14 protein-coding genes are annotated in these 13,878 nt (G+C 74.4%); 13 read left to right on the forward strand and 1 reads right to left on the reverse strand.

Going from position 1 to position 13,878, the window contains the following annotated elements; genetic code table 11:
- Positions 1-4 precede the first annotated feature (4 nt).
- The 13 genes from JT721_RS13910 to JT721_RS21445 all read left to right on the forward strand — a co-directional run bounded on the left by JT721_RS13910 (position 5) and on the right by JT721_RS21445 (position 12,461).
- On the forward strand, positions 5-562 hold the full coding sequence (locus JT721_RS13910; protein ID WP_307828058.1) for a nucleotidyltransferase family protein: 558 nt from the start codon (positions 5-7) through the stop codon (positions 560-562).
- A gap of 23 nt (positions 563-585) precedes the next feature.
- Positions 586-978 carry a VOC family protein gene (locus JT721_RS13915; protein WP_205473833.1) on the forward strand — a complete coding sequence of 131 codons (393 nt, stop codon included), beginning with the start codon at positions 586-588 and terminating at the stop codon, positions 976-978.
- 30 nt (positions 979-1,008) lie between these two features.
- Positions 1,009-1,872 carry a MoxR family ATPase gene (locus JT721_RS13920; RefSeq protein ID WP_205473836.1) on the forward strand — a complete coding sequence of 288 codons (864 nt, stop codon included), beginning with the start codon at positions 1,009-1,011 and terminating at the stop codon, positions 1,870-1,872.
- Positions 1,869-2,996 carry a VWA domain-containing protein gene (locus JT721_RS13925; RefSeq protein WP_205473839.1) on the forward strand — a complete coding sequence of 376 codons (1,128 nt, stop codon included), beginning with the start codon at positions 1,869-1,871 and terminating at the stop codon, positions 2,994-2,996. Before JT721_RS13920 ends, JT721_RS13925 begins: the two co-directional genes overlap by 4 nt.
- Positions 2,989-4,278, forward strand: a complete 1,290-nt coding sequence (locus tag JT721_RS13930) for an XdhC/CoxI family protein (protein WP_205473842.1) — start codon at positions 2,989-2,991, stop codon at positions 4,276-4,278. Before JT721_RS13925 ends, JT721_RS13930 begins: the two co-directional genes overlap by 8 nt.
- Complete coding sequence (locus JT721_RS13935) at positions 4,275-5,360, forward strand: S9 family peptidase (protein WP_205473844.1); 1,086 nt, start codon at positions 4,275-4,277, stop codon at positions 5,358-5,360. The genes JT721_RS13930 and JT721_RS13935 overlap by 4 nt, the downstream gene beginning before the upstream one ends.
- 61 nt (positions 5,361-5,421) lie before the next feature.
- Positions 5,422-6,663, forward strand: coding sequence for a helix-turn-helix domain-containing protein (locus JT721_RS13940; protein WP_205473847.1), 1,242 nt, complete (start codon positions 5,422-5,424; stop codon positions 6,661-6,663).
- A gap of 36 nt (positions 6,664-6,699) precedes the next feature.
- The gene (locus tag JT721_RS13945; protein WP_205473849.1) at positions 6,700-7,077 is read left to right on the forward strand and encodes a metalloregulator ArsR/SmtB family transcription factor; all 378 of its coding nucleotides are present in this window, start codon (positions 6,700-6,702) and stop codon (positions 7,075-7,077) included.
- Positions 7,074-7,730: a DUF4396 domain-containing protein gene (locus tag JT721_RS13950; RefSeq protein ID WP_240340746.1), complete on the forward strand. Its 657-nt coding sequence runs from the start codon at positions 7,074-7,076 to the stop codon at positions 7,728-7,730. The genes JT721_RS13945 and JT721_RS13950 overlap by 4 nt, the downstream gene beginning before the upstream one ends.
- A gap of 100 nt (positions 7,731-7,830) precedes the next feature.
- On the forward strand, positions 7,831-8,319 hold the full coding sequence (locus tag JT721_RS13955; protein WP_205473852.1) for a (2Fe-2S)-binding protein: 489 nt from the start codon (positions 7,831-7,833) through the stop codon (positions 8,317-8,319).
- Complete coding sequence (locus JT721_RS13960) at positions 8,316-10,811, forward strand: xanthine dehydrogenase family protein molybdopterin-binding subunit (RefSeq protein ID WP_205473854.1); 2,496 nt, start codon at positions 8,316-8,318, stop codon at positions 10,809-10,811. Before JT721_RS13955 ends, JT721_RS13960 begins: the two co-directional genes overlap by 4 nt.
- Entirely contained in the window at positions 10,808-11,662 is an 855-nt protein-coding gene (locus JT721_RS13965; protein ID WP_205473856.1) for a xanthine dehydrogenase family protein subunit M, read from the forward strand. The genes JT721_RS13960 and JT721_RS13965 overlap by 4 nt, the downstream gene beginning before the upstream one ends.
- 13 nt (positions 11,663-11,675) lie before the next feature.
- Positions 11,676-12,461, forward strand: a complete 786-nt coding sequence (locus JT721_RS21445) for an SRPBCC family protein (RefSeq protein WP_205473857.1) — start codon at positions 11,676-11,678, stop codon at positions 12,459-12,461.
- Between the two features lie 6 nt (positions 12,462-12,467).
- Here JT721_RS21445 and JT721_RS13975 read toward each other — a convergent pair whose 3' ends face one another.
- Positions 12,468-13,826 (reverse strand): MFS transporter, encoded by a 1,359-nt coding sequence (locus tag JT721_RS13975; RefSeq protein ID WP_205473858.1) that lies wholly within the window; start codon positions 13,824-13,826, stop codon positions 12,468-12,470.
- Between the last annotated feature and the right edge of the window lie 52 nt (positions 13,827-13,878).

Below are 13,878 nucleotides of genomic sequence, written 5' to 3' on the forward strand. Positions count from 1 at the left end.
ACCGGTGAGCAGGCCGTACGGACCCCGGCACGGGCTGCTGCTCGCCGCCGGGGCCGGCCGCCGGATGGGCCGGCCCAAGGCGCTCGTCGAGGACGAGCACGGCTCGTGGCTGGTCCGCGGCGTCGCGACCCTCGTCGAGGGCGGCTGCGACGAGGTCACCGTCGTCCTCGGCGCGGCCGCCGACGAGGCGGTGCGGCTGCTCGACGGGCTCGGGGTCGACGTGGTGGTCGCCCACGACTGGGCCGACGGCATGGCGGCCTCGCTCGCCGCGGGTCTCCGGTCGCTCGGCACCGGCGTCGCCGTCGTCCACCTCGTCGACCTGCCCGACGTCACCCCCGAGGTCGTACGACGGGTCGCGGCCGGCGCCGACGCCGACACCCTGGCCCGGGCGGTCTACGCCGGCCGCCCGGGCCATCCGGTCGTGATCGGCAGCGACCACTGGCCGGGCGTGCTCGACTCCCTCGACGGCGACACCGGGGCCCGCGGCTACCTCGCCGCCCAGGGCGCCGTCGACGTCGAGTGCGGCGACCTGGCCACCGGCCGCGACGTCGACAGCCGCTGAGCCCGGCTGGGTAGCCTCGCGCCGTGCACCTCGACCTGACCACCGTCGTCGTCCGCGACTACGACGAGGCCATCGCGTTCTACACCGACGTGCTCGGCTTCGAGCTGGCCGAGGACAGCCCGTCGACCACCAACGACGGCCGGCCCAAGCGCTGGGTGGTCGTGCGCCCGCCCGGCGGTGGCACCGGGCTGCTGCTCGCCCGGGCCGACGGTCCCGAGCAGGAGGCCGTCGTCGGCCGGCAGTACGCCGGCCGGGTGGGCCTGTTCCTGCGGGTCGACGACTTCGAGACGGCGTACGCCCGGATGCGCGAGCACGGAGTCACCTTCGTCGGCGAACCCCGCGAGGAGGCGTACGGCTCGGTGGTCGTCTTCGTCGACGTCGCCGGCAACCGCTGGGACCTGCTCGGGCCAACCTGATCCCAACAACCGCCCCCGTAGCCTGGGGGGATGGAGTCCGCGGGCGAGCTCGCCACCCGGTTGGGCGGCACTGGCTACCTCACCGACGACGCGCTGGCGACCGTCGCCTTCCTGGCCCTGCGGATGCAGCGGCCGCTGCTGCTCGAGGGCGAGCCCGGCACCGGCAAGACCGCGCTGGCCGAGGCGATCGCACAGGCGCTGGGGCTGCCGCTGCTGCGGCTGCAGTGCTACGAGGGGATCGACGCCTCCCAGGCGCTCTACGACTGGGACTTCCCGCGCCAGGTCCTCCACCTGCGCGCGCTCGAGGCCGGTGGCGGGGCGGACGCCGCCGAGGCCGAGAAGAGCCTCTACGACGAGCGGTTCCTGCTCGCCCGGCCGGTGCTGGCCGCGCTGCAGCAGAGCCCGGCGGTGCTGCTGGTCGACGAGGTCGACCGGGCCGACGACGAGTTCGAGGCGTTCCTGCTCGAGGTGCTGTCGACCTGGCAGGTGAGCATCCCCGAGCTCGGCACCGTCGCCGCGGCTACCCCGCCGGTCGTCGTCCTCACCTCCAACCGCACCCGCGAGCTCCACGACGCGCTCAAGCGGCGCTGCCTCTACCACTGGATCGACCACCCGGGCCTGGAGCGCGAGCTCGCGATCGTGCGCTCGCGGGCGCCGGAGGTGTCGGCGGCGCTCTCGCGGCAGGTGGTCGCGGTGGTGCAGCGGCTGCGCGAGGTCGACCTGACGAAGCCGCCGGGCGTCGCCGAGACCCTCGACTGGGCCCGGGCCCTGCACCACCTCGGCACCGCGGACCTCGACCTCGAGGCGGCCTCGCGGACGCTCGGAGCGCTGGTGAAGTACCGCGAGGACGCCGAGAAGGTGCGGCACGCCCTCGACCAGGTGCTCCGGGCATGACCGCCGTGCCGGTGCGCGACGCCGACGAGGTGCTGCTCGGGTTCACCCGGGCGCTGCGAGCGGCCGGGGTGCCGGTCACCCACGACCGCGCCGCCGGCTTCCTCGAGGCGGTGTCGCTGGTCGACCTCGGCGACCCGCGCGCGACGTACGTCGCCGGCCGGGCCACGCTCTGCGCCTCGCCCGACGACCTGCTCCGCTACGACCAGGTGCACGAGGCCTACTTCGGCAGCCGCGACGGCCTGCCCCGGCCCCGGCCGCGCGACCCGGTGCGGCCGACCTGGTCTGACCTGCCCGAGACCGACCCCGGCACCGGCGACGACGCGCCCGACCTCGACGACGAGGTCGTGCGGGCCCGGGCCAGCGAGACCGAGGTGCTGCGGCACCGCGACATCGCCACGATGAGCGCCGCCGAGCGGCACCGGCTGGCGGGGATGTTCGCCACCCTGCGGCCGCGCTCGCCGCTGCGCCGGGTGGCCCGCCACGACCGGTGGCACCGCGGCGAGGTCGATGCCGCCCGCACTTTGCGGGCCAGCCTGCGCCGGATGGGCGAGCCGGCCCCGATCGCCTGGCGGCGCCGGGGCCTCCGGGCGCGGCGGGTGGTGCTGCTGGTCGACGTGTCGGGCTCGATGTCGTCCTACGCCGACGCGCTGCTGCGGCTCGCGCACCGGTTCACCCAGGCCGCCGGCCCGCGGGGCCGGGTCGAGACGTTCACGCTCGGCACCCGGCTCACCCACCTCACCCGGGCGCTGCGCAGCCGCGACGCCGAGCGGGCGCTGGTGCTGGCCGGCGAGACCGTGCCGGACTGGTCGGGCGGCACCCGGCTCGGCGAGACGCTGCGGATCTTCCTCGACCGCTGGGGCCAGCGCGGCCTGGCGCGCGGCGCGGTGGTCGTGGTCTTCAGCGACGGCTGGGAGCGGGGCGACGCCTCGCTGCTCGCCGAGCAGATGCAGCGGCTGGCCCGGCTGGCCCACCGGGTGGTGTGGGTCAACCCCCACCGCGGCAAGGCCGGCTACGAGCCGGTGCAGCAGGGGGTGGTCGCCGCCCTGCCCCACTGCGACGACTTCGTCGCCGGCCACTCGCTGGCGACGTACGCCGAGCTGGTGGAGGTGGTCGCTGGTGCGTGAGGTGCTGCCGGAGCTGCTGCGGTGGTGGGAGGCCGGCGAGACGATCGGCGTCGGCACCGTGGTCGCGACCTTCCAGTCCGCGCCCCGCCCGCCGGGGGCCTCGATGCTCGTCGGCCCCGACGGCTCCGCGGTCGGCTCGGTCTCCGGCGGCTGCGTCGAGGGCGCGGTCTACGAGCTGGCCCAGTCGGTGGTGGCGTCGGGGACGCCGGTGCTGGAGCGCTACGGCGTCTCCGACGACGAGGCGTTCGCCGTCGGGCTGACCTGCGGCGGCATCCTCGACGTCTGGGTCGAGGAGGTCAGCCGGGAGACCTTCCCCGAGCTCGGCGAGGTCGCCGCCGACGTCGCTGCCGGCCGCCCGGTCGCCGTCGCGACCGTCGTCGAGCACCCCGACCCCGCCTGGCTGGGCCGCCGGGTCGTCGTCCGTCCGGAGGGCCCCCCTGGGGTAGTCCCGGACGAAATGGCCCCCTCCGGACCTCCCGGGGCGACCACTTCGTCAGGGACTATCCCGAATGGCCCCGCGGCGGTAGTCCCTGACGGTTCCGGGGTCCCGGCCGGGGTGTCGACCCCGGAAACGTCAGGGACGACCCCGGCGGGGGGCACGTTGGGGTCGGCCCGGGCCGACGCCGCCGTCCGTGACGACGCGCTGGGGCTCCTGGCCTCGGGGCACCACGCGACGCTGACCTACGGGCCGGACGGCGAGCGGCGGGGGGAAGGCATGCGGGTCTTCGTGTGGGCGTTCGCGCCGCAGCCGCGGATGCTGGTGTTCGGGGCGATCGACTTCGCGGCGGCGGTGGCGCGGGTCGGCACCTTCCTGGGCTACCGGGTGACGGTCTGCGACGCCCGCCCGGTCTTCGCCACCACCAGCCGGTTCCCCGAGGCCGACGAGGTCGTCGTCGACTGGCCGCACCGCTACCTCGCCGCCGAGGCGGAGGCCGGCCGGATCGACCCGCGCACCGTCGTCACCGTGCTCACCCACGACCCCAAGTTCGACGTCCCGCTGCTCGAGGTGGCGCTGCGCCTGCCCGAGCTGGCGTACGTCGGCGCGATGGGCTCGCGGCGCACCCACGACGACCGGCTGGCCCGGCTCCGCGAGGCGGGACTCACCGACGCCGAGATCGCCCGCCTCTCCAGCCCGATCGGGCTCGACCTCGGCGCCCGCACCCCCGAGGAGACCGCGATCAGCATCGCCGCCGAGATCATCGCCGGCCGCTGGGGCGGCACCGGCGAACCGCTGGCGGCCACCGAGGGCCGGATCCACCGGGAGGTGAACCCGCTCGGATGAGGAGGCTGCTCACGGCCGTGCTGCCGACCCTGGTGCTCGTGCTGCCGCTCGCCGCGTGCAGCGGCGACGACGAGCCCGGCGCCGCCCCGGAGGCCTCGGTCAGCACCTCGCCCAGCCCACCGGCCGGCGCCTCCGAGGCCACCCCCGAGGTCACCCCCGAGGCCCCGCCCGCGGACTCGATCGCCGACGAGCCTGCGCTCCCCGAGGTCCGCCACCCCGTCTCGCTGCCCGCGCTGATGCGGCAGGAGCCGCGCGGCGGCCGGCTCCGGGTCCTCCGCACCCTGGAGCGGACGCCGGCGTACACCCGCCAGGAGGTCAGCTACCGCAGCGACCGGCTGCGGGTCACCGGGCAGCTGCTGCGCCCCCGCGGTCGCGGCCCGTTCCCGGGCATCGTGCTCAACCACGGCTACATCGAGCCCTCGATCTACGTCAACGGCCAGGGCCTGGCCCGCGAGCAGGTCGCGCTCGCCACCGCCGGCTTCGTCGTGCTCCACACCGACTACCGCGGGCACGCCGGGTCGTCGCCGGTCCCCGAGCTCGACCGCGAGACCCGCCTCGGCTACACCCGCGACGCCGTCAACGCGGTCGCCACCCTCGAGTCCCTGCCCTACGTCGACGACGACCGGCTCGCGATGCTGGGTCGCTCGATGGGCGGCGGCGTCACCATGAACGCCCTGGTCACGCAGCCCGGGCTGGTCGACGCGGCGGTCGTCTACGCCTCGGTGAGCTCGCGGTTCCTCGACAACGTCCGCCACTTCAGCGAGCGCGGCCGGCCCGAGACGGTCGCGGCGTTCGTCGACCGGTTCGGCAGCCCCGAGGAGCGGCCGGGCTTCTACCGCGACCTCTCCCCGCGCACCTTCTTCGACCGGATCACCGAGCCGGTGCTCGCCCTGCACGGCGAGGTCGACGCCACCTGCCCGCCGCGCTGGGCGCGCGAGACCCAGCGCCTGATGCGGGCGGCGGGCGTGGACAGCCGGCTGCGGTTCTACGAGGGCGAGGACCACGCGTTCTACGACCGCTGGCAGGACTCCATGGACCTGACGATCCGGTTCCTGCGCCGGCAGTTCCGGGCGGCGGCCTGAGTGTGACCCGGGTCACGGCCCCGGTGCTACCGTGACCGGCACCGAGCCGATCGGGGGTCCGATGCCACGCGACGAGCTGCACAGCCGCCGGGTCGAGGCGATGCGCGCCTGGACCACCTTCGTCGAGGCCGGCGACGTGCCGGCCCCGCGGGTGCGGCCCGAGATCCTGCACAGCTGGGCGCGCTCCGGCGCCGCGGTGCCCACCGACGTCGGCGAGGCCCCGCTGGCCGACGAGTCCGAGACCGCCGCCATCTGGCAGGACTCCGCGCTCCAGGTCGCGGTCGAGAACGTCGAGGCCGAGCTGCGCCGCACCGCCGAGGACGGCGACCTCGTCGTCGCCGTCACCGACGCCGAGACCCGGATCCTGTGGACCTACGGCGGCCGGGTGATGCGTCGCAAGGCCGAGACGGTCAACTTCGTGCCCGGTGGCCGCTGGGACGACCAGTCGGTCGGCACCAACGCCCTCGACCTCGCCAACCGGCTCGGCCAGCCCTCGATGGTCTTCAGCGCCGAGCACTACGCGCCGATCGTGCACAACTGGGTGTGCTGGGCCGCGCCGGTGCACGACCCCGTGACCGGCGCCCAGCTCGGCGTGCTCGACCTCTCCACGACCTGGGACCGCACCCACCCGATCGGGCTGGCCACCGCCCGGGTGATGGCCCGGCTGATCGAGCAGGCGATGCCGCGCAGCCACCACCACCCCTCCGCCGGCCCCGACGTCACCGGTGACCCCGGCCTGGTGATGTCGCTGCTCGGCACCGCCGAGACCCGGTTCGACGGGCAGCGGCTGCTGCTCAACCGCCGCCAGACCGAGGTGCTCGCCCTGCTCGCGCTCCACCCCGAGGGACTCTCGCTGGAGCAGCTGCACGCGATGGTCTACGGCGACCAGGCGGTCACGTTCTCCACGCTCAAGGCCGAGGTCAGCCACCTGCGGCACGCGCTCGGCGGCCAGCTCGCCTCGCGCCCCTACCGGCTGCTGATGCCGGTGGAGACCGACGTCGAGCACGTCCTCGGGCTGCTCCGCCGCGGCCAGGTGGGCCCGGCGGTCGAGGCCTACGGCGGCGACCTGCTGCCCGGCACGAACTCGCCCGCGCTCACCGAGCTGGCCGAGTACGTCGCGGTGGCGGTCCGCGAGGCGCTGCTGGCCGATCCGCAGCCCGACGCGGTGCTGCGCTACAGCGACCTGGCGCCCTACGACACCGAGGTCGTGGAGGCCTGCCTGGCCGCCCTCGGCACCATCGGCGGTCGCCCGCACCCCGCGGTCCCGTTGCTCAAGGGCCGGTTGGCCGCGGCGCGCGACTGACGGAATAGATCCGCACGTCCGTACGTTCGTGCGGACATGATCCGGCGACCGACCCATCCCCACCCGGTCTCGGGAGCCGCCGTCGAGCGGGTCCGCACCGACGGGCTCGGGGCCGACGACGCCGGCCGGCTCGCCGAGCTGATCGCACTCCTCGCCGACCCGGTGCGGCTACGGGTGCTGTTCGCGCTCGTCGCGGTCGACGAGCTCTGCGTCGGCGACGTCGCGCTCGCCCTCGGCATCACCGACGACCAGTCGTCGTACGCCCTGCGCCAGCTGCGCGCGGCCCGCCTGGTCGCGACCCGGCGCGCCGGCCGCGTCGTCCACTACCGCCTCGCCGACGGCTTCCCGCACGCGCTCCTCGAGCACTGCCTGCGCGAGCTGCTCGCCATCGCCACCCGGAAGGACCCCGCATGACCGCCCACCAGCACACCCACGACCACCAGGTGCCGCACGACGCGCACGGCAGTCACGACGGGCTGACCGCGATGGCGGTCAGTGCCACCCTCCACTGCCTCACCGGCTGCGCCATCGGCGAGGTGCTCGGCATGCTGATCGGCACCGCGGCCGGCCTCGCCACCGGGTGGACCATCGCGCTCTCGGTGAGCCTGGCCTTCCTCCTCGGCTACGCGCTCTCGACCCTGCCGCTGCTGCGGGCCGGGCTCGCGGTGCCCACCGCGCTGGGCGTCGTCCTGGCTGCCGACACGCTCTCGATCCTGACCATGGAGGTCGTCGACAACGCGGTGATGGCGCTGGTGCCGGGCGCGATGGACGCCGGCCTGGTCAACCCGACGTTCTGGTGGGCGATGGCGCTCGCCCTCGCGGTGGCGTTCGTCGCGGCCGTGCCGGTCAACCGCCTGCTCCTGCAGCGCGGTCGCGGTCACGCCCTCACCCACGCCCACCCCGGGACGGCGGCCCCCGAGGGCTGGCGGCGCCGGGTCCCCGACCTGTCCACGCCGGCCCTGGTCGCCGCGGTCGCGGCCTTCCTGCTCGGCGGCCTGGTCGTCTCCGCGGCGGCCGAGGACGACGCTGCGGCCGGCGGGCACGCCGCCGCCGTGACGAACCGGTAGCGGCCGGCCCGGCGACCAACCACCCGCCAACCCGCCCGCTCCTAGGTTGCCTGAGACGCAGGTCACACCTGCGACGACGGACGACTCCAGGGAGCGGCGCATGACCAAGATCAGCCTGACCGTCGACGGGTCGAAGGTCTCCGACGACGTCGAACCACGGATGCTGCTGGTGCAGTACCTGCGCGAGCGGCTCGGCAAGACCGGCACCGTCATCGGTTGCGACACCTCCAACTGCGGTGCCTGCACCGTGCACCTCGACGGCACCAGCGTGAAGTCCTGCAACGTGCTCGCCGTCCAGGCCGACGGCAGCGAGGTGACCACGATCGAGGGGCTGGCCGCCGCCGACGGCACCCTGCACCCGGTGCAGGAGGCGTTCCGCGAGTGCCACGGCCTCCAGTGCGGGTTCTGCACGCCCGGGATGATCATGCAGAGCGTCGACCTGCTCAAGGAGAACCCGTCGCCGAGCGAGGAGGAGATCCGGCTCGGGCTCGAGGGCAACCTGTGCCGCTGCACCGGCTACCACAACATCGTCCGGGCCGTGCAGCACGCCGCCGGCCAGGGCGCGACCACCGGGGCGGTGCAGGCATGACCGCGATCCAGGAGCGCCCGGCCGCCGAGATCGGCCAGGAGCGGCGCCGGAAGGAGGACCAGCGGCTGATCACCGGCCGCACCCGCTGGACCGACAACCTCACCCTGCCCGGGATGCTGCACCTCGCGATGGTGCGCAGCCCCTTCGCCCACGCCCGGATCGTCTCGATCGACGTCAGCGAGGCCAGGACGGCGCCGAACGTCGTCGACGTGCTCACCGGCGCCGACCTCGGCGAGTCGCAGGGCGTGAACATCAACGCCTGGCCGATCACGCCCGACCAGGTGGCCCCGGTGCACCTGCCGATGCCCAGCGACCGGGTCGCGTTCGCCGGCGAGGTGGTGGCGGTCGTGGTCGCCCGCAGCGCGGCCGAGGCCCGCGACGCCGCCGAGCTCGTCGACGTCGACTACGAGGAGCTGCCGGCGGCGCTCGACCTCAAGGAGGCCGCGGCAGCCACCGACCAGGAGGGTGTGCTGGCCCATCCAGACCTCGGCACCAACAGGTCGGCGTTCTGGAAGTTCGACTCCGCCGAGGCCGGCACCGGCGGCGACGTCGACGAGGCGATCCAGCAAGCCCGCGCCGACGGGATCGTCATCGAGCGCGAGTACCGCCAGCAGCGGCTGATCCCGGCGTTCATGGAGCCGCGCTCGGTCGTGGTCGACCCCACCGGCGAGCAGCTGACCATGTGGTCGGCCACCCAGGTGCCGCACATCCTGCGCTTCGCGCTGGCCGCCACCACCGGCGTGCCGGAGTCGAAGATCCGGGTGATCGCACCCGACGTCGGCGGTGGGTTCGGCGGCAAGCTGCAGACCACGCCGGAGGAGTGGATCACCTGGGCGGTGGCGCGGCGGATCGGCAAGCCGGTCAAGTACACCGAGACCCGCAGCGAGAGCCTGGTCAGCGGCCACCACGGCCGCGACCAGTGGCAGAAGCTGACCCTGGCGGCCGAGAAGGACGGCACCGTCACCGGGCTCAAGGTCGAGCTGCTCGCCGACATGGGTGCCTACGTGTCGCTGGTCGGCGGCGGGGTGCCGGTGCTCGGGGCGTTCATGTTCAACGCCATCTACAAGTTCCCCAGCTACCAGTTCAACTGCCAGACGGTGCTGACCAACAAGACCTGGACCGACGCCTACCGCGGCGCCGGCCGGCCCGAGGCGACGTTCGCCATCGAGCGGCTGATGGACGAGCTGGCCGCCGAGGTCGGGGTCGACCCGCTGGCGATCCGCGAGAAGAACTGGATCAGGCACGAGGAGTTCCCGTTCACCACGGTCGCCGGCCTCGAGTACGACTCCGGCAACTACGAAGCCGCCACCGCGCGCGCCAAGGAGCTGTTCGGCTACGACGAGCTGCGCGCCGAGCAGCAGGCTCGCCGGGCCAGCGGCGACCGCGTGCAGCTCGGCATCGGGGTCTCGACGTTCACCGAGATGTGCGGCCTGGCGCCCTCGCGGGTGCTCGGGCAGCTCGACTACGGCGCCGGCGGCTGGGAGCACGCCAGCGTGCGGATGCTGGCCACCGGCAAGGTCGAGGTCGTCACCGGCGCCTCCGCCCACGGGCAGGGGCACGAGACGGCGTTCAGCCAGATCGTCGCCGACCGGCTGGGGGTGGCCTTCGAGGACGTCGAGGTGCTGCACGGCGACACCCAGATCTCCCACAAGGGCCTCGACACCTACGGCTCGCGGTCGCTGGTCGTCGGCGGCGAGGCGCTGGTGCGGGCGGCCGACAAGGTGATCGAGAGGGCCCGCCCGATCGCGGCCCACATGCTCGAGGCCTCGGTCGACGACCTGGAGTTCTCCGGCGGCCGGTTCGCCGTCCGCGGCACCGACCAGGGGGTGGCGATCGGCGAGGTCGCGACCGCGGTCTTCGCCGCCCACGACCTGCCCGACGGGGTGGAGCCGTCGATCGACTCCGAGGCGACCTACGACCCGGTCAACTTCAACTTCCCCCACGGCACCCACCTGTGCGCCATGGAGGTCGACACCGAGACCGGTGAGCTGAAGATGCGCAAGTACGTCTGCGTCGACGACATCGGCACCATCATCAACCCGCTGATCGTGGCCGGGCAGGTGCACGGCGGGCTGGTGCAGGGCATCGCCCAGGCGCTGTGGGAGGAGGCGGTGCACGACGAGTCCGGCACGCTGGTGTCCGGGTCGTTCGTCGACTACCTGCTGCCGACCGCGGCCGACACGATCAGCTTCGAGATCGACCACACCACCTCCCCGGCGACCACCAACTCGCTGGGCACCAAGGGGGTCGGCGAGGCGGGCACCATCGCCTCGACGCCGGCCGTCGTCAACGCGGTCGTCGACGCCGTGCGCCACCTCGGCGTCCACGACATCCAGATGCCCTGCACGCCCGAGCGGGTGTGGCGGGCGGTCAACGGCGCCGGCTCCGGCGGCTCGACCGAGGGCGCGGCGATGCCGCACTTCGGCGACCAGGAGGCGGCGGGCAACCAGGAACAGCCGGGCACGGCCAGCACGGAAGGAGCCGGGGCATGATCCCCGCCGCGTTCGACTACCTCGCCCCCAGCACCGTCGAGGAGGCGCTGCGGGCCCTCGCCGAGCACGGCGACGAGGCCAAGCTGATGGCCGGCGGCCAGAGCCTGCTGCCGGTGCTGCGGATGCGCCTCAACGCACCCGAGCTCGTCATCGACCTCGGCCGGATCGACTCGCTGCGCGGCGTCCGCGACGACGGCGACGCGGTCGTCGTGGGCGCGATGACCCAGCACTCGGTGGTCGGCTCCGACCCGCTGGTGGCCCAGCACGCTGCGCTGGTGAGCAAGGCGATCGAGCACCTCGCCGACGCGCAGGTGCGCCACCGCGGCACCTTCGGCGGGGCGCTGGCCCACGCCGACCCCGCGGGCGACCTCGGCGCCCCGGTGCTCGCGCTCGGTGCCGAGCTCGTGGTCGCCGGGCCGGGCGGCACCCGGACGGTGCCGGCGCAGGAGTTCTTCGTCGACCTCTTCGAGACCGCGATCGGCGACGACGAGGTGCTCGTCGAGGTGCGCATCCCCAAGCACACCGGCTGGGGCGCCCGCTACGAGAAGTTCGTGCGGGTCGCCCACCAGTGGCCCATCGTCGCGGTCGCCGCGGCGGTGCGCACCGAGGGCGGCACCATCGCCGAGGCCCGGATCGGCCTGACCAACATGGGCTCGACGCCGCTGCGGGCGCACGCCGTCGAGGCCGCGCTGGTGGGCCGTCCCGCCACCGAGGACGGCGTCCGCGAGGCGGCCGCGCTCGCGGCGGAGGGGGCCAACCCGCCCTCGGACCTCAACGGCGACGCCGACTACCGACGCCACCTCGCCACCGTGCTCACCCGCCGCGCGGTGCTGGCGGCGGCGCAGGGCTGAGGACCGGGTCGAGATGGACCTGCGCCACGAGTTCGCGGTGCCCACCGACGTCGAGGCGACCTGGGGGCACTTCCAGGACATCGCCCGCCTCGCCGAGTGCTTCCCCGGCGCCACGGTGACCTCGGTGGAGGGCGACACCTTCACCGGCACCTGCAAGGTCAAGCTGGGGCCGATCGCGCTCGTCTACGGCGGCTCCGGCACCTTCGTGGAGAAGGACGACGTCGCGCACCGGTTCGTCGTCGAGGCCAAGGGCAAGGACAAGCGCGGCAACGGCACGGCCGGCGCGACCGTCACCCTCGCCATGGCCGCGGCGACGAGCGGCGGCACCGACGTGGAGGTGGTCACCGACCTCTCGGTCACCGGCAAGCCGGCGCAGTTCGGTCGGGGGGTGATGCAGGACGTCTCCGACAAGCTGCTCGGGCAGTTCGTGGCCTGCCTGGAGCAGCGGCTCCAGGGGGACGCGCCGGCCGCCGCGATCCCCGCCACGCCCGTGACCCCCGCGGGTCCCGAGGACCCCGCGCCCACCCCACCCGCCGGACCCGTCTCGGACCCGGTCGCACCCCCGGAGCCGGCCGGCCCGGTGGGCTCGCTCGACGAGCCGACGCCCCCGCCCGCGAGGGAGGCGGTGCCCCCGCCGCCGTTGAGTCCCGCTGCCCCGGCGTCGCACCCGCCGGCGCGGAGGGACGACGCCCTCGACCTCGGCGCGACCGTGCTGCCGATCCTGCTGCGCACCTACTGGAAGCAGGCCGTGCTCGCCGCGGTGCTCATCGGCCTGCTGGTCTGGCTGCTGGTCGGCTGACCCGGCTCAGTCGGGCACCGGCGGTGGCGAGCCGGCCACCGTGGTGATCGGCAGCACCGGCGCCCCGTCGGCCGGCTCCGGCGGTGGCACCCGCACGCCGTTCGCCCCCGGCGGCAGCTGCGGCTCCAGCCGGAGCACCGACACCGCGCAGCAGGCCAGGCAGCCGAGCAGCAGCAGCCCGATGTAGACCGGCGCGTGGCCGTGGCCGATCAGGAAGCCCGCGACCACCGGCGCCGTCACCGCGGCCAGGTTGAACACCCCCGAGCTCAGCGCGTTGTAGCGCCCGCGCAGGTGGTCGGGCGCCAGCTCGTTGACCAGCGCCGGGATGGTCGGCTGCATCATCGTCTCGCCGAGCGCGAACACCGAGGCGCACGCGGCCACCAGCAGGGTGGCGCCCACCGTGCCGCTGAGCAGGCCGGACACGCCGAGCAGCAGCCAGCAGGCCGCGAACGCGAGCGCCATCACCACGATCACCCGGGTGCGGCGGCGTCCCTCGATCCGGCGCAGCACCACCAGCTGGAGCAGCACGATCACCAGCGTGTTGGCGGCGAAGGCCAGGCCCAGACCGCGGGTGTCCACACCGGACACCTCCGAGGCGAACGCCGGGAACCCGGTGTTGAGCTGGCCGTAGCCCACGAACGCCGCCACGAACGTCAGCAGCGTCAGCGAGCCGACGACCGGCTGACGCAGCACGGTGAGGTACGACACCGGCGCGGCGTCGACGTCGTCCGGCGGCCGCGGGGCCTTGCCGCTGACGTGGCGCAGCGGCACCAGGAGCAGGAACAGCGCCGGTGCGTAGCTCGCCGCGTCGCACAGGTAGATCGCGCGGAACGTCGTCAGCCGCTCCACGTCGACGACGAAGCCGCCGACGACGCCGCCGATCCCGATGCCGAGGTTGAGCAGGGCGAAGTTGACGCCGAAGTAGCGCTGCCGCATCTGCGCCGGGATGATCGTCGCCACCAGGCTCTGCACCGCGGGGAACGACATCCCGAACGCCGCGCCGTTGAGCGCCAGCCCGATGCCGGCCAGGAGCTGGGTGTCGGCGAAGGCCAGCACCACGTCTCCGCACGCGAGCAGCAGCGCGGTCGAGATCATCACGACCCGCGCCCCGAACCGGTCGATCGCCGCGCCGCCCGGGCCGACCATCAGCAGGCCGGCGAGCGGGGAGAGCGCGAGCAGCAGGCCGACGTCGCTGAGCGGGAAGTCGCGCACCTCGTGGAGGTAGACGACGTGGAACGGCAGCACCAGCCCGGTTCCGATGAACTCGAAGACGACCACCGAGAGCAGCAGCCGGCCCTCGCGAGGCAGGTCGGACCAGAACGACCGGAGCGAGAGGGGCGGGGTGGGGGGTGCCGGGGGAGCCATCGCCCGGCATCGTCTCAGCATCGGCGCGGCCGGGAAACGCATTTGTGGGGAT

The organism is Nocardioides sp. SYSU D00038 (assembly GCF_016924665.1).
In the GTDB taxonomy this organism is placed as follows: Bacteria; Actinomycetota; Actinomycetes; order Propionibacteriales; family Nocardioidaceae; genus Nocardioides.

Bases quoted from the DNA above. Each gene is read 5' to 3' on its own strand.
- JT721_RS13920 (WP_205473836.1), top strand. From the start codon at position 1,009: ATGGAGTCCGCGGGCGAGCTCGCCACCCGGTTGGGCGGCACTGGCTAC.
- JT721_RS13925 (WP_205473839.1), top strand. From the start codon at position 1,869: ATGACCGCCGTGCCGGTGCGCGACGCCGACGAGGTGCTGCTCGGGTTC.
- JT721_RS13935 (WP_205473844.1), top strand. From the start codon at position 4,275: ATGAGGAGGCTGCTCACGGCCGTGCTGCCGACCCTGGTGCTCGTGCTG.
- JT721_RS13940 (WP_205473847.1), top strand. From the start codon at position 5,422: ATGCCACGCGACGAGCTGCACAGCCGCCGGGTCGAGGCGATGCGCGCC.
- JT721_RS13945 (WP_205473849.1), top strand. From the start codon at position 6,700: ATGATCCGGCGACCGACCCATCCCCACCCGGTCTCGGGAGCCGCCGTC.
- JT721_RS13950 (WP_240340746.1), top strand. From the start codon at position 7,074: ATGACCGCCCACCAGCACACCCACGACCACCAGGTGCCGCACGACGCG.
- JT721_RS13955 (WP_205473852.1), top strand. From the start codon at position 7,831: ATGACCAAGATCAGCCTGACCGTCGACGGGTCGAAGGTCTCCGACGAC.
- JT721_RS13960 (WP_205473854.1), top strand. From the start codon at position 8,316: ATGACCGCGATCCAGGAGCGCCCGGCCGCCGAGATCGGCCAGGAGCGG.
- JT721_RS13965 (WP_205473856.1), top strand. From the start codon at position 10,808: ATGATCCCCGCCGCGTTCGACTACCTCGCCCCCAGCACCGTCGAGGAG.
- JT721_RS21445 (WP_205473857.1), top strand. From the start codon at position 11,676: ATGGACCTGCGCCACGAGTTCGCGGTGCCCACCGACGTCGAGGCGACC.
- JT721_RS13975 (WP_205473858.1), bottom strand. From the start codon at position 13,826: ATGGCTCCCCCGGCACCCCCCACCCCGCCCCTCTCGCTCCGGTCGTTC.